We start from the raw sequence: 20,452 nt of genomic DNA, 5'->3' as shown, positions 1-20,452 counted from the left end.
TTCGTCGTGCCCTGCCCGCCCGTCGCACCGATCCCGCTGCTGCCGGGCGCCGACCGGCTCCGTGTCGACCGGCTCGGTGTGAACCGGGTGAGCGCCCGCCTCGCCGGCGAGGAGTTCGAACCGCGCGGCCCCATCGAGACCGAAGCAGCCCGCCGCCGCCTCCGAGGACGCCTCAAGAACGAGTGATCACATGACCACCCGACACTCTCTCAGCCGGTCGGGGCGTCGGCGGGACGGTCGGCGCCCGGACCGTCCTCGGCGGGACGGTCCACGGCGGGACGGCCCTCGGCGGGACCCTCCTCGGCGAGACGGTCGTCGACCTGGTGGTCGGCGGAGGCGAGGAGGGCGTGCACGGTGGCGGCCATGGTGTGGCGGGCCCGCTCCGGGCTCAGGCCGGTGCTGCGCCAGTGGTGCCAGGTGCTCCAGGTGGTGACCGCATCCAGGCCGTTGAGCAGGTCCGTCCGGCCGGGCTCGGACAGCGGGTCGAGCTCCAGGGCGAAGATCTGGCCGAGCCGCAGGCGGGCGAACTCCAGCATCTGCTGGACCGCCTCATGGACGCGGGGGGAGGGGTTCTCCAGCCGCATGATGGCGAGCCGGGCCGGGGTGAGGCCCTCCAGGATCCGGGCGCGCTGCTCCGCGAGGGCCGCGACCCGGACGTCCCGCGGCCCCTCCGTGGGGAGCGGCCGGACCTGCGCCATCAGCTGTTCCAGGCGCCGGCCGACGGCGACCTCGGCCAACTGCGCCATGTCCGCGAAGTGGTGGAACACGAGCCGCCGGGAGACCCCGGCCCGCTCGGCGACCTTGTCGGCGGGGAAGTGCGCCTGGTTCTCGTCGAGCAGCGACAGCATCGCGTCGGCGATCTTCTCGCGGGTCTGACGCCCGCGCTCCGTGCGTCCGTCGGTGACGGGCGCGGCGGTTTCGCTCCGTTCCACGTGGGCCTCCGCCCTCTCGTTGACATTTTTGCACCGCGAGTGCAAGTGTACGCGTTGCACGCTGAGTGCAATAAGTTTTGGTGGGGACCGGCCCGGCGCCGTCCCACCGCCGTACGAAGGGCGGTTCGCCGCAGATGTTCACCGGTGTCGGGCGCTGGTGCGCCCGCAGACCCAAGCGCGTGGTCGCGGCCTGGCTGCTCCTCCTCACCGCCGCACTCGCGGCGCTCGCGGTGTTCGGCCGCGTCACCAGCGAGGCCGTCTCCATTCCGGGCAGCGACAGCCAGGCCGCGCGGGACATCGCCGACCGCGCCTTCCCCGGCCCCGCGTCCGGCAGACAGCCCGTCCTGCTGCACACCGCCGCCACGGCCACTCCGCTCACCGCCTCCGACACCGCCGCGGCGGTGAGCAGCGCCGCCGCCGCCATCGCCCGGGTGCCGCACGTGGTCGCCGTCACCACCCCCTACGACCCGGCCGGCGCCGGCGCCATGAGCGCCGACGGCCACACCGCCTACCTCGCGATCGACCTCGACGTCACCGGCCGGGAGATCACGCCCGAAACGACCGACGCCGTGCTCGCGGCGGCGGCGTCGGCCACCGCCGCCGGCATCGAGGTGACCCCGGGCGGCTACCTGGCCGCCGCGGTCGACAAGGGGAGCACCGGCCGCAGCGAGGCCATCGGCCTCGGCACCGCCCTGCTGATCCTCACCCTCACCTTCGGCAGCCTCGTCGCCGCCGGGCTGCCGCTGCTCGCCGGGGTGATCGGCCTCGGCATCGCCCTGCCCGTCCTCGGCCTGGCCGGCCACCTGCTGGACGTGCCCGAGGCCGGCGAGACCATCGCCGCCATGATCGGCCTGGGCGTCGGCATCGACTACACCCTCTTCGGGCTCACCCGCTTCCGCGAGCTGCGCGCCGCGGGCGTCGGGATCGAGGACGCCGCCGTGCGCACCACCGTCGGCTCCGGCAAGTCCGTCGCGTTCGCGGGCAGCGCCGTCGTCGCCGCACTCTCCGGTCTCGCCCTGGGCGGACTCCCGCTGCTGTACGCCCTGGCCCTCGCCCCCGCGATCGCCGTGGTGACGGCGCTGGGCGTGAATCTCACGCTGCTGCCCGCCCTGCTCGTCCTGCTCGGCACGCGGCTGACGCCCAAGCCGGCCGCGCCCGCCCCGGCCGGCCGCCCGCGCGGCTGGGGCCGGGTCGCGGCCCTGGTCGCGGCCAGGCCGTGGCCGCTCCTGCTGGCCGGCCTGGCGCTGCTCGGCATCCTCGCCGCCCCCGCGGCCCACCTCCACCTCGGCCAGCTCGACGCCGGCAGCAAGGCGAGCGGCACCATGAGCCGCACCGCGTACGACCGGATGGCCGCGGCCTTCGGCCCGGGCTCCAACGGCGTGCTCCAGGTGGTCGGCGTCCTCCCCACCTCCGTTCCGGCCGCAGCGGGGGCCGGCGACCCGCGCCTCACCGCCGTCACCACCGCGCTGCGCGGTGCCGAGGGCGTCGCCGTCGTCGGTCCGCCCGCCGTGGCCGCCGACGGACGCACCGTCCGCTGGCAGGTCACCCCCTCCACGGCTCCCGCCGACCCGGCCACCACCGGACTGGTGCACCGGCTCCGCTCCGACGTCCTGCCCGCCGCCACCGCCGACAGCGGCCAGCAGGTGTACGTTGGCGGCACCCCGGCGGCCCAGGCCGACCTCAACGCGCGGATCGCACACCGCATGCCGCTCGTCGTCGGCTTCGTCCTGACCGTCGCGGGCCTGCTCCTGCTGCTGGCCTTCCGCTCGCCGGTCGTCGCGGTGAAGGCCGCCGTGATGAACCTGGTCTCGGTCGCCGCCGCGTACGGCGTGCTCACCGCCGTCTTCCAGCACGGCTGGGGCGCCCGGCTGATCGGCCTGGAGGGCGCCGTCCCGATCCCCGGCTACGTACCGCTGCTGATGTTCGCGGTGCTCTTCGGCCTCTCCATGGACTACGAGGTCTTCCTGCTCAGCGCCGTACGCGAGGCCTACCTGCGGGAGGGCGACAACCGGCGGGCCGTGGTCACCGGTCTCGCCGGCACCGGACGGATCATCAGCTCGGCGGCCCTGATCATGGTCGCGGTGTTCCTCAGCTACCTGCTCTCCGACGACCCGGTCGTCAAGATGTTCGGCATCGGCCTGGCCACCGCCGTCGCCCTGGACGCCACCGTCGTCCGCGGCCTGCTGGTCCCCTCGACCATGGTCCTGCTCGGCGACGGCAACTGGTGGCTGCCCGGCCGGCTCGACCGCCTGCTCCCGCACATCGACATCGAGGGCGACGGGCACCAGGGCCACCCACACACGGGGAGCACCGTGGATGCGGAGGACATAGAGGACGCGGTGGAGGCGGTGGGAGCCACTGCCGGGGGTGGCGCCCCCTCCCGGCCCGCGCCGGCCGAGCCCACCCGATAGAGGCGTTCGACCCCGGCACCGGGCTGTGGTGCCAACGCGCCCGCCCCGCCCGACCCGCCCCGCCCCGCCGGGGAACCCGGCGAGCGCGCCGGGTTCCCCGTCCACCGCACTGAACGAGCAACTGGAACAGGCCCGTGCGGTGGTCGCCGACCGGCCTGGCCCCCAACCGGGGCGCCGACCGACTTGCCCGGCTCCGTAGAGCCGCTGCGCTGGTCCCCCTGCTGCCCGCCGGCCTCGTCCCCCTGGACGCCTCCGGGCAGCACGGCCACGGCTTCCGACCACTGCCGTCCCCTGCCCTGCCGTCCCCTGCCCTGCCCTGTCCTGCCCTTTCCTGTCCTGTCCTGCCCTGTCCTGCCCTGTCCTGCCCTGCCCTGTCCTGCCCTGTCCTGTCCTTCCCTGTCTGCCTTGCCCGTTCCTGTCCTCCTGTTCATTCCGCCCCAACGCATCTGGAGCAATCCCCGTGTTCAGACACCACCGAAGCGGCCTGCTGACGCTCACTGCCCTCGGCGTCACCGCCGGAGCCGCCGTACTCGCCGCGCCCGCGGCCCACGCCGCCCCCACCTGCGGGCGGCCACCGGTCCAGTACTCCGTGGACGGCGGCGCCAACTGGACGAACAGCGCCACGATCGCAGCGCCGTCGGCCACCGTCCAGGTCCGGCTGGCCGGCCAGCCCACCGCCGGCTGCGACTACCACGTCTCGCTGGGGTCGTACGAGACGCAGGGCGCGACCTGGGCCACCTCCGGCCGGCAGACCTTCCTCGGCTGGGCGACCACGACGCTCACCCGCGAGCACTACCGCGACGTGCTCGACGTCAGCGGCCACCTGCCCCACTGCTTCGGCGAGTTGGCGCTGTACGGAGTCGGCGAGAAGTACGACGGAAGCGACGGGGACCACCCCCTGCCGCACTACCCGGACGAGCCGTTCTCCGGGGTGCTGATCGCCTCATGGAACGGCGGCACCGCCTGCCCGCCCGAGCCGACCGGCAGCCCGACCACCCAGGCCCCGACGAACTCCGCCGCGCCGCCCACGGTCACGCCGACCCCCGCGCCGGCGACGGCGGGCGTCCCCACGGCCGGGCCGACCCCCACCCCCGCCGCGTCGACGTCCTCCCCCGCCACGTCGACGTCCTCCCCCGCCGGAGCCGGCTCGTCGCGCCCGGCCCCGAGCCAGGCCACGGCCGTCCCGGCACTGGCCGCCACCGGAGCCGACCCCGGCCTCCTGGCCGCCACGGCGGTCGGCGCCACCGTGCTGGTCGCCGCCGGCTGCACGGTCGTCTACGCCGGCCGCCGGCGGTCCACCCGCCACTGACGACACGGCCGGGGGCGGGGGCCGGGAGGCCGGGAGGCCGGCCGGCCCCCGTCGCCGGCACCTCGACCGAGGGCCGGCCCGGCGCGGTTCCCGCACCGGCGGCAGCGGTTCGATCACCGCCCCTGAACATCCGTCAACGAGAAGTCATCGGGGAGACTTGCACGCGCAGCCGCACATGGCGATGATCCTTGCGGACACCTCGACGGTGAAGATCACCGCCAGTGCGCCACGCCACGCGGTCGATGAATTGCCCGACCCTTCTCAGCCGGCGGCCAGGACCACCGTGGTCATGGTGAGGGGCGGCGCGGCGGGCGGTGCCTCCCCGGCCAGCCGGCGGTGCTCCTGGGGTGTGACGCCGCGAACCCGCTTGAAGGCCGCACTGAGGGCGAAGGCGTTGCTGTAGCCGACCCGGCGGGCCACCGAGGCGACGGTGTGCCCGGGGTCGCGCAGCAGGTCGGCGGCGAGCGCCAGGCGCCAGGTGGCCAGGTAGGCCATCGGCGGCTCGCCGACCAGCGCGGTGAAGCGGCGGGCCAGGCCGGCGCGCGAGACGCCGACCTCGGCGGCCAGTGCGGCGACCGTCCACGGGCGGGCCGGGTCGTCGTGCATCAGGCGCAGGACCGGGCCGACCACCTGGTCGTGCTGGGCCTGGTACCAGGCAGGGGCGCCGCTGTCCGGGGTGGCGAGCCAGCTGCGCAGCACGCCGACGACGAGGAGATCCAGCAGACGGTCCAGGACCAGCTCCTGGCCGGGCTCGTCGCGGGTCGTCTCGGCGGCCAGCAGGCGGACCAGGGTGTCCTCGGTGGTGGCGGCGTTCTCGCCGGCCGGGCGGACCAGCAGGGTCGGCAGGTGGTCCAGCAGGCGCCTGCCGATCTCGTGCTCCGCCTGGTAGGTGCCGGACAGCAGGACGGAGGAGTTGTCGTCGCCGGGCCGGACCTCGCCCCACGTGCGGACGCCGAGGGCCATCGAGGCGGAGACGTCGGCGCCGTCGCGCGAGCAGACCTGTCCGGGGCCGATCACCACCTGCACCGGGGTGTCCGGCCTGTCGGCGACGGTGTAGGGCTCGGGCCCGCGCACGATGGCCACGTCGCCGGGGCGCAGCAGCACCGGGGCGCCGCCCTCCGGGAGGATCCAGGCGTCCCCGCGGATCGGGGCGACCACCGACAGCGGTGCGCCGTCCTCGATCCGCAGGGACCACGGCGGGCTGAGGATCGAGCGGAGCACGAACGCTCCCCGGGCCTTGGGGCCGTCGAGCAGGCCGGTGAGAGTGTCCATGGGGTAAGCCTAGACGTTGAAACATGGATTGACGGACCGTCATTTGAGAGAGTCTTGAGTGGTCGGGCGGGCTACGCCCGGCGGTACGGGGGATGATCGGCGGAGCGGCCGGTGTCGGTGACGACGCGGGCGCGCAGCACGACCGCCGGCAGCGATGCCGCGGCCGCAACGCCGTTGGCCGGAAAGAGGGATGAGCCCGATGGAACTGTCGCGCGTGATTGCACTCGTGGCCGCCACGATCACCACCGGACTGAGCGCGGGGTTGTTCTACGCGTACGCGTGCTCGGTGATGCCGGGCCTGCGCGGGACGGAGGACCGGACGTTCATCGAGGTGATGCAGCGCATCAACGTGGCCATTCTCAACGGGTGGTTCCTGCTGGGTTTCGCGGGGGCGCTGGTGGCCACGGCTGCGGCCGTGGCGTTGCACCTACCGGCCGACGGGCACCGGGTGCTGCCGGCGGCGGTGGCGGCGCTGGTCTTCTACGGGGCGTCGCTGGTGGTGACGCGGGTGATCAACATTCCGCTGAACGACGCCCTGGCCGCCGCCGGCGAGCCCGGGCGGATCGCGGAGCCGGGGGCGGTGCGTGGCCGGTTCGAGGCGCGGTGGGTGCGGTGGAACGTGGCGCGGGCCCTGCTCTGCACGGCGGCGCTCGGGTGCCTGTGCTGGGCGCTGGTGCTGCACGGCAACGCGACGGGCTGAGCCCGCCCGGCCGGTCGGCGCCGGTCAGCACCGGTCAGCGCCGATCGGTGTCGGCCGGTGTCGGCCGGTGTCGGCCGGTTTCAGCCAAGGCCGGAGCACGTAAGCCAGCCGGGCCGGTTCGCGGGTCCGCGGGCCCCTCCCACGGGCTCGCCGCGACTGCGCGGTCAGCCGGCGGCGAGGATGTCGGCGAGGCCGACCGCGGGGCGGCCGAGCATGGCTGTCAGCGCGCGCTGCTGACGCCCGGTCAGGGAGGCGACGAAGATCACCGCGTCCGCCTCGGCCCGGTCGCAGGCCAACGCCACCTCACGGACCTTTCCGTGACTCAGCAGAGTCCGCGAGGAGTAGGGCAGCCCCATCTTCCGGGCCCCACCGTCCGAGACGCCCCGTCGCTGCACGATCTGCACGACGACCCGAGCGCCGCGCGCTGCCAGTTCCGCGACTGCCGACGCCATGACCGCCTCGAAGTCCTTCTGCTTCGCGGAGAAGTAGCCGACCAGGACCACGTCGGCGCCGGCGGCCGTGAGCGGAGACGCCCGGCGTCGCACCGCCTCCGGCGGCACACGGCGGGACGGGCGCCGGTCGCGCCTCCGGGGCTGGGGCTGGTACACGGACCACAGGTTAGGGCCCGCGAGGTTGTGGGTCAGTCGTCGGGTCGTGACGTTCCGGGCCGCCCGGGCCGGGTGCCCTGCCCTCCGGTCGGCCGAAGCCGCCGGAGGGCACCGGCCCGGGTGAGCGGGTGAGCGGGTGAGCGGTGTGTCAGGTGCTGATGGTGGCGACGGCTTCGAGGCCGTAGGTCCGGGCGTAGCCGTTCTCGGTGCCGACGAGGAGGTCGACGACCTCGAAATAGCGGTCCCAGAAGGGGGTTTCGCGCAGTGCGTCGACGAGGAGCTGGTAGGCGTGGTGGTCTTCGGCTTCCCACACCCAGACGTCGGTGACGCGCGCGGAGTAGAACTCCGTGTCGTAGAAGCGTGACCGGACGCCGGTGGTCCTGGCCTCGATGGTCGGCAGGACCTGGGTGGTGAAGGCGTCCACGCGTTCCTGGACGGTCAGGGCGAGCCACTCGGGTGTGGTCTTGACCAGCATGAACGCGGTGACCGGCGGTCCGGTCTTCTCAGCGGGCATCAGGGGTGCCTCCGAAATGGCGGGTGGTCCTGGTTCGCCGGGCCCGTGTGGTTCCGGCGCCGGGTAGTGGACCTCAGGAGCTGGGCGCTGGACTTCCGGCGCCGGGTGCTGGGGTTCAGGATCCGGGTGCGGCGCCGGCCTTCAGGAGAGGACGGCGGGCTTGAGGGTCCGGGCGCACCACTGCTCGAAGCTGGTGGGCGAGGTGGTGTCCGGGGTGCGGGCGATGCCGGCGTCGAGGCCCTCGTCCTTGGCGCGCTTCATGTCGACGAGGCCCTGAACGAACGCCTCGTTGAGGCCGTGGCCGACGAGGGTGGTGTACAGCTCGTCGAGCGGCCGGCGCTCGTAGCGGACGGGGCGGCCGAGCTGTTCGGTCATGATGCGGGCCAGGTCGTTGGGCGACAGGTCCTGCGGCCCGAGGACCGGGACGCTGCCGCTGCCGGTCCACGAGCGGTCCAGCAGCAGGCCGGCGGCGGCCGTCGCGATGTCGGCGACGGCGACGAGCGGGGCCTTGCGGTCGGCGTCGACGACGTCGGTGAAGACGCCCTTCTCCCGGATCGAGTCGGCCTCCTCCAGGAGGTTCTCGAAGAAGGACGGGTTGGCCAGGGCCCGGTAGGCGACGCCGGTGCCGGCGATGAGGTCGTCCATGGCGAGGGAGGCGGTGACGAGGCCGGCCTGGCCGGCGAGCGGGGTGCCGCGGCCGAGCGCGGAGACGCCGACGACATGGCCGACGCCGTGGGCGGCGAGCGCCTTGACGGCCGGGCGGGTGAAACCGCTGAAGGCGTCCTGCGGAGCCAGGGAGGCGTCCGGGGGGACGAGCCAGAAGACGGCGTCCGCCCCCTCGAAGGCCCGGTCGAGGACCTCGGCCTCCGCGTGCGACCCGGTGACCACCTCGACGCGTCCGCGCGCCGCGGCCGGAAGCCGGGCGGGATCACGCACGATCACGCGCAGTTCCTCGCCCGCGGCGGGGGCGGACTCCAGGAGCCGGGAGAGCAGGTGACGGCCGATGTTCCCGGTGGGAGCAGTAATGACGATCATGAAAACCTCGCAGGTCGTGCCGGTTCGGTACGTCCCTCAGCCTGCTGAGGCCCGCCGTGCTGCCACAATGGGAACATCGGCACGGAATCATTGACTGAAATGGAATAATGCTGGTGAGCAGCCCGGATCCGGTCATCGACGCCAATCTCGCCATCGCGCTGGACGCCCTGCTGGCCGAGCACAGCGTGACCCGCGCCGCCGCACGCCTGCACACCTCACCCGCCGCGATGAGCCGCACCCTCGCCCGGCTGCGCCGCATCCTCCAGGACCCCCTCCTGGTCCGGGCCGGACAGACCATGGTTCCCACCCCGCGCGCCGAGGCCCTGCGCGAGGAGGCCGCCGCGGTGGTACGCGGCCTCGGAGCGCTGCTCAGCCCCGGCGCGAGCGTCGACCCCGCCGGCCTCCGTTGCACCTTCACCCTCCAGGCCGCCGACCTGGTCGGCTCGGCGCTGGCCCCCGGCCTGCTGCAGCAGGCCCGGCAGGAGGCGCCGGGGGTCTCGTTCCGCATCCGGGCCGAGGAGTTGGAGGCCGGACCCGCCCTGCGCGACGGCCGGATCGACCTGGAGATCGGATCCATCGACCACGTGGACCCCGAAACCCGGGTCGAAGAACTGGTCGGCCTGCGCATGATGGCGGCCGTCCGGCCCGGCCATCCACTCACCGAAGGGCCGCTGACCCCGGCCCGTCTCGCTGCCGCCGAACACGTCGCGGTCAGCCGCCGCGGCCGGTTCACCGGTCCCCTCGACACCGCCCTGGCCGAGCAGGACCTCCACCGGCAGGTCGGCGTCGTCCTCCCCAGCCACCTGGCCGCGATGACCCTCGCCGCCCGCAGCGACGTCGTCTGCCTCGTCCCCGCGGCACTCCCCGGCGCCGCCCCCTCGCCCCTCACCCACGACGCCGGCGCCCTCGGACTGCACCTCCTCGACATCCCCCTGGCACTGCCACCCGTGACCATCGGCATGGCCTGGCACCCCCGGCACACAGCCGACGGAGCCCATCACTGGCTCCGCAACGCCGTCCGTCGGGCTCTCCGCCCGCCGGCAACGGTTTCCGAGGTCACCGTGGCGGACGCGACCGCCCCCGGGTAGCACGACACCGCCCCGGCCCGTACGAACGCCCGCCCGTCGGCGGCGGTGCCGCAGTTCGGGGCACGAGCCGGGTGATGCTCCGTCAATGTCCATACGCCCGAGGGGGCGTTGATCCTGCACCCGGGCACGCCCGGGGGTGTCACGTCGTGCGCGTCACGGCTTGCGCGGCGTACGAGGCTGGGGCGTACGAGGCGCCGACGTGCGCGGAGGGGGCGTGTGTGGCAGGGGCGTGCGCGGCGTCGGCGGCACGGGGGGCTTCTCGCGCAGCGGCGCCAGCTCGCGGGCGAGGGTCGCCACGTCCAGCGCGATCCGCCGGGCGATCTCGCGCGGCCCCGCCTCCGCGGGCAGCCGGCGGCTCCAGGAGCGGGCGTGCGCCGGGCCGTCGTGCGCCATGTGGAAGTTCAGCCGCAGCCCCCCGCCCAGGTCGACCAGGCCGATCAGGAAGTGCGTGTCCGACAGGTCGATCGTCACCTCGTTGCCTATGCACGAACAGCCGACGAGATCGCCGATCTCCTCCTCCGCAAGGTACTTGGCGAGCGGGATCGCCCTGCCCTCCACACGGAACGGTCGCAGTGCGGGATTCACGGTGGCTGCCGCCCCTTCGCCGGGTCGTCGCTGTGCCCGACATGATTCTAGAACCCACCCCGGCCGTCCAAGTCACCGGCACCCCAGTGGACTTGGCAGAAAGCACGAGGGGGCGCAGGGGGAGCACGGCGACGCGCAGGGGCGCGACCCACCCCCGTCCCGCTGGCGCCGGTCGGCGCCGGGAGGACCGTCGACCGGGTGACCGGGTGACCGGGTGACCGGCGAGGGCTGCTCCTCGAAGGCGTGGGCGCCGTGGCCCCGGGCCGTGCCGAGCACCGCGATCCCGGCGACCCGCGCACGGGATGACCGGGTGTCGGCCGGGAGGACCGGGCGTCGGCCGGGAGGACCGGGCGTCGGCCGGGACGACCGACTGCCCGCCGGGACGGACCGGTCGCCGCCCGGCTGCCACCCTCTTGCCGCCGCCCGGTTTCCGCCCGCCCGGCTTCCGCCCGGGAGGGCCTCAGCGCTGGGCGCGGGCGTGCAGGAGGAGGGCACGGATCAGCGCGGCGAGGCCCGCCGTGCAGAACGCGGTGCGCAGCATGTTGGTGGCGACCCAGGTGGACTCGAACCGGGTGCGCACCGCGGCGAAGTCCGCGATCTGCGACGGGTCCCCGGCCTGGGCCAGCTCGTTGTTGAGCGGGATGTTGACGCCCATCGTGACGACGAGGGCGGCGACGTAGAGCAGGGTGGCGGCGCCGGCCCAGAGCGCGGTGGTGCGGTGTCCGGCGCGGTACAGGAAGTAGGCGGCGGCGCCGGTGACCGCGAACGCGCCGACGAAGACCAGGCCGAACAGGCCGTTCTCGATCGCCTTGTTGATGTTCTGCATCGCCGTGACGTACGTGCGGTCGTCGCCCTTGGCCAGGCCCGGCATGACGGACACGTCGAAGGCGAAGAAGAGACCCGCCATCAGACCCATCGCCACCGTGGCGGTCGCGAGGAGCGGTCCGGCGGCCCGGCCGCGGCCGGCGGCGGCCGGGGTCGCAGGCGTCGCCGGGGTCGCCGCCGTTCTCGGGGCGGAGGCGGGAAAGGCCGGTGCGGTGGTGTGGTCGTGGCTCATCGAGGTTCCTTCGGTCGGGCGGGCGGCGGACCAGGTGGTGGAGCGGGCCGCGAACGGCGGGGCAGGGCGGGCGGATCAGCGGAGCAGCGGAGCAGGCCGGGCGGCGCCGGCCCCGGGACCCTTGTGAGGTCCCGGGGGCCGTGCGCGGGTGGGTCAGGCGTCCCAGACGCCGGTGGCGGCCGCCGCACGGGCGAACTCGGCGAAGTCCCTGGGATCGCGGCCCAGCGCCCGCCGGACGCCGTCCGTCAAGTGGGCGTTGCGGCCGTCGAGGATCAGCGTGAAGAGGTCGACGAAGTCGCCCGGCAGCCCGGCTGCGGACAGCACCGTACGGTACTCCTCCACGGAGACGGCGGTGAAGCGAATCTCCCGCCCGGTGGCCGCCGACAGCTCGGCGGCGGCGTCGGCGAAGGTGAGCAGACGCGGCCCGGTCAGCTCGTACACCTGGCCGTCGTGACCGCTCCCGGTGAGCGCCGCCACCGCGACGTCCGCGATGTCGTCCGCGTCCACGAACGGCTCGGCCGCGTCCCCGGTGGGCAGCACCAACTCCCCTGCCAGGACGGAGTCGAGGAAGAAGTCCTCGTCGAAGTTCTGGTTGAACCAGGCGCAGCGCACGACGGTCCAGCCCGTACCGGCCGAACGCACCGCGTCCTCGGCGGCCCGGGCGGCCTCCTCACCCCGCCCCGAGAGCAGGACCAGCCGCTCCACGCCGGCCTTGGCCGCCAGCCGGGAGAAGGCGCCGACCGTCTCGACCGCCCCCGGGAAGGCGAGGTCCGGATAGTAGGCGAGGTAGGCGGCGCCGACCCCTTCCAGGGCCGGCGCCCAGGTGCTGTCGTCGTTCCAGTCGAACGGCACGGGGGCGGTGCGCGAGGCGATGCGGACCTCGCGGCCGCAGGCCGTCAGGCGCTCGGCCACGCGACGGCCGGTCTTGCCCGTCCCGCCGGTCACCAGGACGAGGGGGCCGGCAGTGCGGGGGTCGGAGTGCTGCTGTTGCGTGTTCTGCGTGTTGTCCGTCATGGCAACCAGTCAATTCCAGTCCGGGCGTGCGGACCATAGCCGCCGGGCTCAGCTCCATACGCACGCGTCTACGTGGCTCCGGCGAGCCAACCACGCCCGGGTGCGCGGGCCAAGCGCCGTCGAGCGGGCCTTGAGCGCCCCTCCACCCGCGGCCTCCGGACCGGGCGGGCGCGGAGGAGGGCCCGTCGCGGCATCCCCCCGGTCAGGGCCGGGACCGGGCCTGAGCCTGGGCCTGGTACTGGTACTGGTACTGGTACGGGGTCATGGTGGTCAGGGCGGCGAAGCCCAGGCGTTCGAGAATCGGCCGGCTCTGGTCGGAGGCGTCGACGCGGAGGTACTCGTAGCCGAGTTCGGCCGCGATCCGCGCCCGGTGGGAGACCAGCGCCCGGTAGACGCCGCGCCCCCGCCACTCGGCGAGGGTGCCGCCGCCCCAGAGGCCGGCGAAGCCGGTCCCGGGGTACAGCTCCAGCCGGGCCGAGCTCACCGGGATCTCGCGGCCGTCGTGGTGGGCGACGGCGAGGTGGACGCGGAAGGTCTCCGGGCTCTCCTGGAGCTGGGCCGAGATCCGCCGGCCCAACCGGGTGCCGTCGGTGCCGAAGGCCTGCTCGTGGACGGCGACGACCTGTGCCACGCCGGCCTCGTCGGTCACCTCGCGCAGCTCGATCCCGGCCGGCGCGTCCGTCTCCGACGTCCGGCGGACGAGGTCGGCGACGGAGGCGACCAGCAGGGTCTCGCTCTCCTCCGGGGTGAATCCCGCGGCGACCAGGCGGCCGCCGAGGTCGGCGGGGCGGTCGTGGGCGTAGAGCGTCCACTCGAAGTCCTGGCCGAGCCCGGCGTAGTGGCGGATCTGCTCGGCGATCACGGCATCGGCCGTCCCGGATTCGAGGTCCGACCAGAGGATGCCGTTCCAGACCTTGTCGGAACCGCTCTGGCGCACGACGTGCGGGGTGTGCTCGATCCGGGCGGAGACGCTCTCCGACTGCGCGCCGCGGCGCATCCGGGCGTCGAGGAGGGCGAGCAGCTTGTCATGATCAGTTTCCATGCGTGCACTTCACCACCCCGGGGGCCTACGGGGCAATCGGAATTCCGCAGGTGACGGGAGGTCCGGAGCCGCCGAGGGGCCCGGGCCCGCCGAGACGGGCCCGGGCGACTCGGCGACCCGGACGAGTCGGCGCCCCGGACGCAGCCGCCGCTCAGAGGGGTCAGCGGCCTCGGCGGCGGGTGGCGGTCACCACGGTCGCGTCGAGGTCCTCGCACCAGGAGAGGGCGGCGTCCAGCCCCGCCGAGCCGACGACGGCGAGGGCCGCGGGGGCCTGACGCTCGCTGGTCTCGAAGAGCAGCGAGCCGCCCGGGGCCAGCCACTGCGGGGCCTCCCCGGCCACCCGGCGCAGCACGTCCAGGCCGTCCGCACCGCCGTCCAGGGCCGGGCGCGCCTCGTGCACCCGGGCCTCCGCGGGCAGCAGTTCGATGTCGGCGGTGGGCACGTACGGGACGTTCGCCAGCAGCACGTCCACCCGGCCGCGCAGGGCGCCGGGCAGCGGCTCGAAGAGATCGCCCCGGAACACCCGGCCGCCGACGCCGGCCAGGTTCCGGCGGGCGCAGCCGACCGCGGCTTCGTCGACGTCCGCCGCGTACACCTCGACCGGCCGGCCGACCGAAGCCGCCAGGGCGGCGGCCAGGGCGCCGCTGCCGCAGCAGAGGTCGACCACGAGCGCGCCCTCGGGCGTCAGCCCGGCGGCTGTCTCGACCAGGAACTCGCTTCGACGCCGGGGCACGAACACACCCGGGTCCACCGCCACCCGCAGGCCGCCGAACTCCGCCCAGCCGACCACGTGCTCCAGCGGGCGGCCGGCGGCCCGGGAGCGGACCATCACGGCCAGGTCCGCGGGCGTGGCCGCGGCGTCCAGCAGGATGCGCGCCTCGTCCTCGGCGAACACGCACCCGGCGGCACGCAGACGGGTGGCCACGGACGAACGCAGCAGTGCAGAAGAGAAAACCGACAAGGAGAAACCCCTCAAAGAACAGGCAGAAGAAGAAATCCGCCGGGGCTTCCCGAAAAACCGTCACCGCGCCTGAGCGGCACCACTAGAACTGCGGCACCACGCCATCACGGCCGTTTCCGGGGAGCACCCGCTCCGACACACCGGTAATGGGTCTCACCTCCCCGAGTCCGTGGTTACATTCGGCGCCGCCACCCTATCGCACCCTCGCCGCCCGCCCGTGCGTCTGCCGGATTCACCCCGGCGGACCGGTGCGGAGTGGTATCCAAGGGCGATGACGACCTCCGCAGACCCTGGCAAGCCGCCCTTCGACGCCGTGTTGTGCGACATCGACGGGGTGATCCGTTTCTTCGACCACCGCGGGATCGCCCTCCTCGAACACGCGGCGGGACTGCCCGAGGGCGGAGCCGCGCAGGCGGCCTTCGGCCCCGGGATCGCAGAGCAGCTGGTGCTCGGGGCACTCACCCGCGAGCAGTGGGCCCAGGCCATCGCCGGGCGTCTGCGCGCCGACGGCGTCCCGGCGGGCCCGGCCGCCGAACTGGCCACCGCCTTCACCCGGGTGCCGGCCCGCGCGGACGCCGCCGTCGTCGACCTGCTGCGCCGGGCCCGGCAGCGCTGCACCGTCCTGCTCGTCAGCAACGCCACGGTGTGGCTGGACGAGGACCTGGCCGCGCTGGGGCTCGCCGGGCTCGCCGACGGCGTGGTCAACAGCGCCCGCGTCGGCGCGGCCAAGCCCGATCCGCGGATCTACCGTTTCGCCGCGGACCAGGCCCGGGTCTCCCCCGGCCGGTGCCTCTTCGTCGACGACCGGCCCGAGAACGTCGAGGCCGCCCGCCGCCTCGGCATGACCGGGCTGCTCTACCGCGAGCCGGCCGACCTGCAACGGGCGCTCGGGCCGCTCCTCGACCCCGCACCCACGCCCGACCCGCTCTGAGGCCACCCGCCGACTCCGGTGGCCCGGGTCGCCCCGGTGGCTCCGGTCGCCCCGGTGGCTCCGGTGACCCCGGTCGCCCTACCGGGATCCCCCTCGGTGTCCGGGCCGCCGGGGTCAGTCACCTCGGCGGCCCGCGATGCGGTCCTCGCAGATGGCGCGGTGCTCCGGGAACCGGGCCGCGACGTCCGTGAGGACGGCCGTCATCTCGGCCGCGGTGGGGAGGAGGTACACCTCGTGGTGGAGGGCCATCGACAGCCGGACGGTGTCGTCCGCCCGCCGCACCCAGTCGTCCAGGGTGAGCTTCATCGAAGCCCCGTTGTCCGTCCCGGACCACGCCGCGACGTTCAGGAGGGTGATCGCCTGTCCGACGGTGGCCTGCCCCACGTGCACGGCCCGGGCCACGATCTCGGCGATGTCGTCCGCGCCGTACGCCTCGATGAGGTCGTCCACGGCGTCGAAGACCTCGTCCGGCAAGTCGGCTGACTCGTCCTCCGGGAGTGCGACCGCACAGAGCCGCGCCAGCGCCGCCTGCCAGGCCTGCCCCACCATCGCTCCCCCCACCTGTCCCTCCTGTCCGTGTTCGACCCTGTACGCGTTCGACGGACACCTCAGCAGGGACAGCCCGGGCCGGCAATCCCGTGTCGGCCCTGACCGATCCGCGAACGGGCCCCGGGTCAGGTGCCCGACCGGCAGCGGTCGGGCCGGCCGTGGTCGGGCAGGCCGGTCGGCCGGGTGCGATGCCGTCGCGGAGGCGTCAGGCCAGGTGGTCGGCGACCAGGTCGGCGAACTCGTCCGGGGTGACGATCCGGATGCCGAGCTCCTCGGCCTTGGCCCGCTTGGAGCCGGCCTTCTCGCCGGCGACCAGCAGTGTGGTCCGCTTCGAGACGGACGAGGAGGCCTTGCCTCCGGCGCGCTCGATCAGCTCGTTCACCGCGTTGCGGGACAGCTCGGCCAGCGGTCCGGTCATCGCGCCGGTGACGACGACGCTCTGGCCCGCCAGTGGTGCCGGCGCCCCGGCCTCCTGCTCCGCGCCGGACCCCTCGGCGGTGACGGTGCCCGAGACGCTCACGGCAGCGGCCGGCGCGGTGACGGCGGTGCCGACGCCCTGGGCCGCCAGCCGGTCCAACAGATCCGAGACGTCCGCGAGTTCGGCGACGATGACGGCCGCCTTCTCCACCCCGATGCCGTCCACCCCGGCCAGCGCCTCGGCGTCGGCGGCCCGGATCGCGGCCATGCTGCCGAAGTGCGCCGCGAGCCTGCGGGACATCGTCCGCCCGGTGCCGCGGATGCCGAGCGCGCAGAAGACCCGGTTCAGCGGCTGGGAACGGGCCGTCCCGATCGCGGCAAGCAGGTTGTCGGCACTGGTGTCCCCCATCCGGTCCAGGGTGAGCAGCTGCTCCCGGGTGAGGGTGAACAGGTCGGCGAGGTCGGCGACCAGCCCGGCCTCCACCAGCTGGACGGCGCGGGTGCCGCCGAGCCCCTCGATGTCCAACTGGTCGCGCCCGGCCGCGTAGACGATCGAGGCGACGGCCTGGCAGCCGCGGCCGCGCACGCAGCGCCACCGCTGCTCGGAGGTGTCGATGGCGTCGCCGCAGCGCGGGCAGGCCTGCGGGAACGCGATCGGCTGCTCGGCACCCGTCCGCTCGTCCACCAACGGCGCCTCCACGCGCGGGATGACGTCGCCCGCGCGGTAGACGAACACCTGGTCGCCGATCATCAGGCCGCGGCGCTCGATGTCGGCCGGGTTGTGCAGGGTGGCGTAGGTGACGGTGACGCCGTCGATGACCACCGGCTCAAGGACCGCGCGGGGGGCGATGATTCCCGTCCGGCCGACGTTCCACTCGACGCCGAGCAGCCGGGTGACCTTGTGCTGGGCCTGGAGCTTGCGGGCGACCGCCCAGCGCGGGGCGCGCGAGCCGGAGCCTGCCTCCTCCTGGTCGGCGACGGCGTCCGCCTTCACCACCACGCCGTCGATGCCGAACGGCAGCGCGTCGCGCAGGGCGGCGATCGCGTCGATCCGCCGGCGGACGTCGTCCAGCGTGGTGCAGCGCCGCGGGTCGGCGGCGGTACTGGCCGCGGTGTTGGCACCGAGCACGGCCAGGCGGCCCAGCAGCTCGCCGTGGTCGAGCCCGGGCAGGCCGACCGCTCCGTAGGCGAAGAAGGTCAGCTCGATCCGGTACGGCCGGTCCTTGGCCCGCAGGGTGCCAGCGGCACCGCTGCGCGGATGGGCGAAGGGGGCGGCGCCGTGCTCGGTGCGGACGGCGTTGGCGTGCTCGAACTGCTCCTGGGTGAGCAGCACCTCGCCGCGCAGCTCGATGTCGACCGGCTCGGTGAGCCGGCCGGGCAGGCCGAGGACGGCGTCGGCGGCGTGGGTGATGTCCTCCCCGGCGAGGCCGTCGCCGCGGGTCAGCACCTGGGTCAGGCGGCCCGCCCGGTAGCGGGCGGCGACGGCGAGGCCGTCGAGCTTGGGCTCCACGCACCAGGCGGCGACCGGCCGGCCCAGCCGCCGCTCCAGTCCGGCCGCCCAGGACTCCAGCTCCTCCGCGGAGAAGACGTTGTCGAGCGAGAGCATCGGCACCGAGTGCGGGACGTCGCCCACCACCGCGCCGCCGGCGACCTTGCCGGTCGGAGAGTCGGGCAGCACCTGCTGCGGGTGCTCGGCCTCGTACGCCTCGATGGCGCGCACCAGGGCGTCGTACTCGTCGTCGCCGAGCGGGGTGGAGCCGTCGGCGTAGTACGCGGCGGCGGCCCGTACGGCCGTGGCGACGGCGTCGGCGTAGGCGTCCGGAGACGCCAGGGCAGCGGGAGAGGCCATGGTGGCTGCGTCCTTCATACCGCCCATCATCGCGCCGACCACTGACATCGACGGTCGTGAGCCGGTCCTGGACGACCACCGGGCGCCGGCCGGGCGGCCGCCCGGGCGCGTCCGCGTCACCGCTGGTCAGAGGGCGGGCGGGGCCGCCGTACGGTAGGAGCCGACCGCGCCCGGGGGCACCAGGGAGGGCAGCAGCCACTCCCAGAGCGCCTCCATCCGGCGGTGCAGGTCGGCCCGGTCACGGGTGGCCACGCCCAGCACCTCCAGGCCGCAGGCCGCGGCGACCACCAGGGACTCCGGGCCCGTGCCGCCCGAGCGCCCGCGCAGCTCCCCCGCCCGCCGCGCGCCCGCCAGCAGCTCCCGGACGCCTCCCGCCCAGACCCCCTGGATACCGCGCACGCCGGCCACCGGTTCGCCCTCGCCCTGCCAGGCGCCGTCCTCGTGGCCGAGCCGGAACGCCGCCCGGACCACCGGGTCCGTGTGCAGCGCCGCGACCAGCCAGTACCCCGCGTCGATCAGCGCCTGGAGCGGCGAGGAACCGGCCCGCAGCATGCCGAGGGCGCCGCGCAGCGCCCGCTCGGCGTGGGCCACCACCGCCCGTGCCAGCTCCTCCTTGGAGGTGAAGTGGAAGTACAGCGCGCCCTTCGTCACCCCGGCCGCGGACGCGATCTCCGCGAGCGTCGCCCCCGCGTAGCCGGACCGGTCGAACCGCACCGCTCCCTCCCGGACCAGCCGCCCGCGTGTCCGCTCCGACCTCTCCTGTCCCAACCGGCCCACAACTCCTCATCCCCGGCGGCGCGTTCGCGTCCGCCTCTGCTACCCGCCCGCCCGTGCGGCTACCCCGTGCGCAGGAACCGCCCCGCACCCACCGCCGGTCGTTCCGGCGCCGACGGCTCCGTCGCCGGCCAACCGGCCGGGAGCTGCCCGGTCCCTGGACGGCCGGTCCGCGAACGGCCCGCCGCCGGTCGCTCCGTCGCCGGCTGCCCGACTTCCGGCCGCTCCTCCAGGGGCGCCAGCAGGATCTCCCGCTGCAGGAGCCGCAACTCCGCCGACGGCTCGATCCCCAACTCCCCGACCAGAGTGCCCCGGAGGCGGTGGTACACCTCCAGCGCCTCGCCCCGACGGCCCGAACGGTGCAGGGCGAGCATGAGCTGGCGGTGCAGGCTTTCGTGGGTGCGGTACCGCTCGACCAGCACCGTCAGCTCCGCCAGCAGCACGCGGTGCCGACCCAGCCGGAGATCGGCGTCGATCCGCTGGTCCAGCGCGCAGAGGCGGGTCTCCTCCAGCCGGCGCAGTTCGACGCCCAGGTGCGGCCCGGCCGGGACGTCGGCCACCGCCGCGCCGCGCCAGAGCGCCAGGGCGCTCGCCAACTGCCGTGCGGCCAAAGGAACGTCCCCTTCCTCCATGGCGCGGTGGCCTGCCCCGGCGAGCCGTTCGAACTCCCGCACATCCACCGTGCACCCACCGGTATTCAACCGGTAACCTCCCGCCACCGTCTCCAGAACAGCCTTGGCGGGTTCAATTCCGGCCGGTTCGCTTCCGACCGATTCACCTCCGGCCGATTCGCTTTCGGCCGGTTCAGTTCCAGCCGCGTCACTTCCGGCCGGCCCGCCTCCCGCCGGTCGGCCGGCGGGCCGCTCGGCTCCACCGGCCCCTCCCCCGACGGCGGCCGCACCGAGGGCGGCGGCGATGCGGTCCCGCAGGTGGAGCACATAGGTCTGCACCGTGGTCCGCGCGGTTCGGGGCGGGCGGCCCGCCCAGAGCTCCTCCGCCAGGACGGCCGCGGGGACCACCTGATCGGCGTTCAGGGCCAACAGGGCCAGCACCTGGCGGGGTTTGGGTGCCGACGGCACCACCGACACCCCGCACACCCGGACCTCCAGCGCCCCCAGCACCCGGATCTCCACGCCCACCACCCCGTCCCGCCTGCCTTCGACGGCGCGGGCCCCTGACGACCCGCGCTCGGCCCACCGCTCGACTACGCGATCATCCAAAAACGGGACGAGCGGTTTGTCAATGGAAAACCGGACGCGCTGCATCTTCTTGCAGCCGGTCGGACGGAGACGAAAACGGCAGTCCGCGACGACCCGAGACGGGCCGCGCTCGACTGCCGAATCCCCGGGAACCGCCCGGCCGTCACCCCCCGACGCCCGCCCCGCCGCCCTCGGCCCCCTCGGC

General features: G+C 74.6%; 20 protein-coding genes. 6 read left to right on the top strand and 14 right to left on the bottom strand.

Going from position 1 to position 20,452, the window contains the following annotated elements; all coding sequences use genetic code 11:
- Nucleotides 1-186: hypothetical protein (locus ACFC1F_RS36005; protein ID WP_376164877.1), on the top strand; the 186-nt coding region annotated here is incomplete at its 5' end.
- Nucleotides 187-209: 23 nt separating this feature from the next.
- On the opposite strand, the gene ACFC1F_RS36000 is transcribed toward ACFC1F_RS36005, so the two are convergent.
- A complete protein-coding gene (locus ACFC1F_RS36000) occupies nt 210-932 on the bottom strand; it encodes a TetR/AcrR family transcriptional regulator (RefSeq protein WP_376164875.1) in 723 nt (240 codons plus the stop codon).
- A gap of 134 nt (nt 933-1,066) precedes the next feature.
- Between ACFC1F_RS36000 and ACFC1F_RS35995 the strand changes: the two genes are divergently transcribed.
- Together ACFC1F_RS35995 and ACFC1F_RS35990 are read left to right on the top strand one after the other, a co-directional pair.
- Nucleotides 1,067-3,343, top strand: a complete 2,277-nt coding sequence (locus tag ACFC1F_RS35995; RefSeq protein WP_376164872.1) for an MMPL family transporter — start codon at nt 1,067-1,069, stop codon at nt 3,341-3,343.
- A gap of 460 nt (nt 3,344-3,803) precedes the next feature.
- Nucleotides 3,804-4,652, top strand: coding sequence for a hypothetical protein (locus tag ACFC1F_RS35990; protein ID WP_376164870.1), 849 nt, complete (start codon nt 3,804-3,806; stop codon nt 4,650-4,652).
- Between the two features lie 261 nt (nt 4,653-4,913).
- Here ACFC1F_RS35990 and ACFC1F_RS35985 read toward each other — a convergent pair whose 3' ends face one another.
- Nucleotides 4,914-5,924 (bottom strand): AraC family transcriptional regulator, encoded by a 1,011-nt coding sequence (locus tag ACFC1F_RS35985; RefSeq protein ID WP_376164868.1) that lies wholly within the window; start codon nt 5,922-5,924, stop codon nt 4,914-4,916.
- Nucleotides 5,925-6,123: 199 nt separating this feature from the next.
- On the opposite strand from ACFC1F_RS35985, the gene ACFC1F_RS35980 reads away from it, so the two are divergent.
- Nucleotides 6,124-6,624, top strand: coding sequence for a DUF1772 domain-containing protein (locus tag ACFC1F_RS35980; RefSeq protein ID WP_209416010.1), 501 nt, complete (start codon nt 6,124-6,126; stop codon nt 6,622-6,624).
- A gap of 164 nt (nt 6,625-6,788) precedes the next feature.
- Here the strand turns inward: ACFC1F_RS35980 and ACFC1F_RS35975 are convergent, their stop codons facing one another.
- The 3 genes from ACFC1F_RS35975 to ACFC1F_RS35965 form a co-directional block, all read right to left on the bottom strand.
- Complete coding sequence (locus tag ACFC1F_RS35975) at nt 6,789-7,232, bottom strand: hypothetical protein (RefSeq protein ID WP_376164865.1); 444 nt, start codon at nt 7,230-7,232, stop codon at nt 6,789-6,791.
- 148 nt (nt 7,233-7,380) lie between these two features.
- On the bottom strand, nt 7,381-7,746 hold the full coding sequence (locus tag ACFC1F_RS35970; RefSeq protein ID WP_376164863.1) for a darcynin family protein: 366 nt from the start codon (nt 7,744-7,746) through the stop codon (nt 7,381-7,383).
- A gap of 141 nt (nt 7,747-7,887) precedes the next feature.
- A complete protein-coding gene (locus ACFC1F_RS35965) occupies nt 7,888-8,781 on the bottom strand; it encodes an NAD(P)H-binding protein (RefSeq protein ID WP_376164861.1) in 894 nt (297 codons plus the stop codon).
- Between the two features lie 107 nt (nt 8,782-8,888).
- Between ACFC1F_RS35965 and ACFC1F_RS35960 the strand changes: the two genes are divergently transcribed.
- Complete coding sequence (locus tag ACFC1F_RS35960) at nt 8,889-9,869, top strand: LysR family transcriptional regulator (protein ID WP_376164859.1); 981 nt, start codon at nt 8,889-8,891, stop codon at nt 9,867-9,869.
- Nucleotides 9,870-10,022: 153 nt separating this feature from the next.
- On the opposite strand, the gene ACFC1F_RS35955 is transcribed toward ACFC1F_RS35960, so the two are convergent.
- The 5 genes from ACFC1F_RS35955 to ACFC1F_RS35935 form a co-directional block, all read right to left on the bottom strand.
- A complete protein-coding gene (locus ACFC1F_RS35955) occupies nt 10,023-10,454 on the bottom strand; it encodes a hypothetical protein (RefSeq protein WP_376164856.1) in 432 nt (143 codons plus the stop codon).
- Between the two features lie 460 nt (nt 10,455-10,914).
- Complete coding sequence (locus ACFC1F_RS35950) at nt 10,915-11,511, bottom strand: DUF1772 domain-containing protein (RefSeq protein ID WP_376164854.1); 597 nt, start codon at nt 11,509-11,511, stop codon at nt 10,915-10,917.
- Nucleotides 11,512-11,664: 153 nt separating this feature from the next.
- The gene (locus ACFC1F_RS35945; protein WP_376164851.1) at nt 11,665-12,525 is read right to left on the bottom strand and encodes an NmrA family transcriptional regulator; all 861 of its coding nucleotides are present in this window, start codon (nt 12,523-12,525) and stop codon (nt 11,665-11,667) included.
- 202 nt (nt 12,526-12,727) lie between these two features.
- Nucleotides 12,728-13,567 carry a GNAT family N-acetyltransferase gene (locus tag ACFC1F_RS35940; RefSeq protein WP_376164849.1) on the bottom strand — a complete coding sequence of 280 codons (840 nt, stop codon included), beginning with the start codon at nt 13,565-13,567 and terminating at the stop codon, nt 12,728-12,730.
- A gap of 160 nt (nt 13,568-13,727) precedes the next feature.
- Entirely contained in the window at nt 13,728-14,528 is an 801-nt protein-coding gene (locus ACFC1F_RS35935) for a putative protein N(5)-glutamine methyltransferase (RefSeq protein ID WP_376164847.1), read from the bottom strand.
- 271 nt (nt 14,529-14,799) lie between these two features.
- Here ACFC1F_RS35935 and ACFC1F_RS35930 point away from each other — a divergent pair, with 271 nt between their 5' ends.
- Nucleotides 14,800-15,459: an HAD-IA family hydrolase gene (locus ACFC1F_RS35930; protein ID WP_376164845.1), complete on the top strand. Its 660-nt coding sequence runs from the start codon at nt 14,800-14,802 to the stop codon at nt 15,457-15,459.
- Between the two features lie 114 nt (nt 15,460-15,573).
- On the opposite strand, the gene ACFC1F_RS35925 is transcribed toward ACFC1F_RS35930, so the two are convergent.
- From ACFC1F_RS35925 to ACFC1F_RS35910, 4 genes are all read right to left on the bottom strand, one after another.
- Complete coding sequence (locus ACFC1F_RS35925) at nt 15,574-16,020, bottom strand: hypothetical protein (protein ID WP_376164843.1); 447 nt, start codon at nt 16,018-16,020, stop codon at nt 15,574-15,576.
- A 193-nt stretch (nt 16,021-16,213) separates the two neighbouring features.
- Nucleotides 16,214-18,292, bottom strand: a complete 2,079-nt coding sequence (ligA, locus tag ACFC1F_RS35920) for an NAD-dependent DNA ligase LigA (RefSeq protein WP_376164841.1) — start codon at nt 18,290-18,292, stop codon at nt 16,214-16,216.
- 108 nt (nt 18,293-18,400) lie between these two features.
- On the bottom strand, nt 18,401-19,051 hold the full coding sequence (locus ACFC1F_RS35915; RefSeq protein ID WP_376164839.1) for a ScbR family autoregulator-binding transcription factor: 651 nt from the start codon (nt 19,049-19,051) through the stop codon (nt 18,401-18,403).
- Nucleotides 19,052-19,110: 59 nt separating this feature from the next.
- Nucleotides 19,111-20,181: a BTAD domain-containing putative transcriptional regulator gene (locus ACFC1F_RS35910; RefSeq protein ID WP_376164879.1), complete on the bottom strand. Its 1,071-nt coding sequence runs from the start codon at nt 20,179-20,181 to the stop codon at nt 19,111-19,113.
- Nucleotides 20,182-20,452 lie beyond the last annotated feature (271 nt).

The organism is Kitasatospora sp. NPDC056181 (assembly GCF_042266225.1).
Lineage (GTDB): Bacteria > Actinomycetota > Actinomycetes > Streptomycetales > Streptomycetaceae > Kitasatospora.
This window is presented reverse-complemented; position numbering and strand designations above follow the sequence as displayed.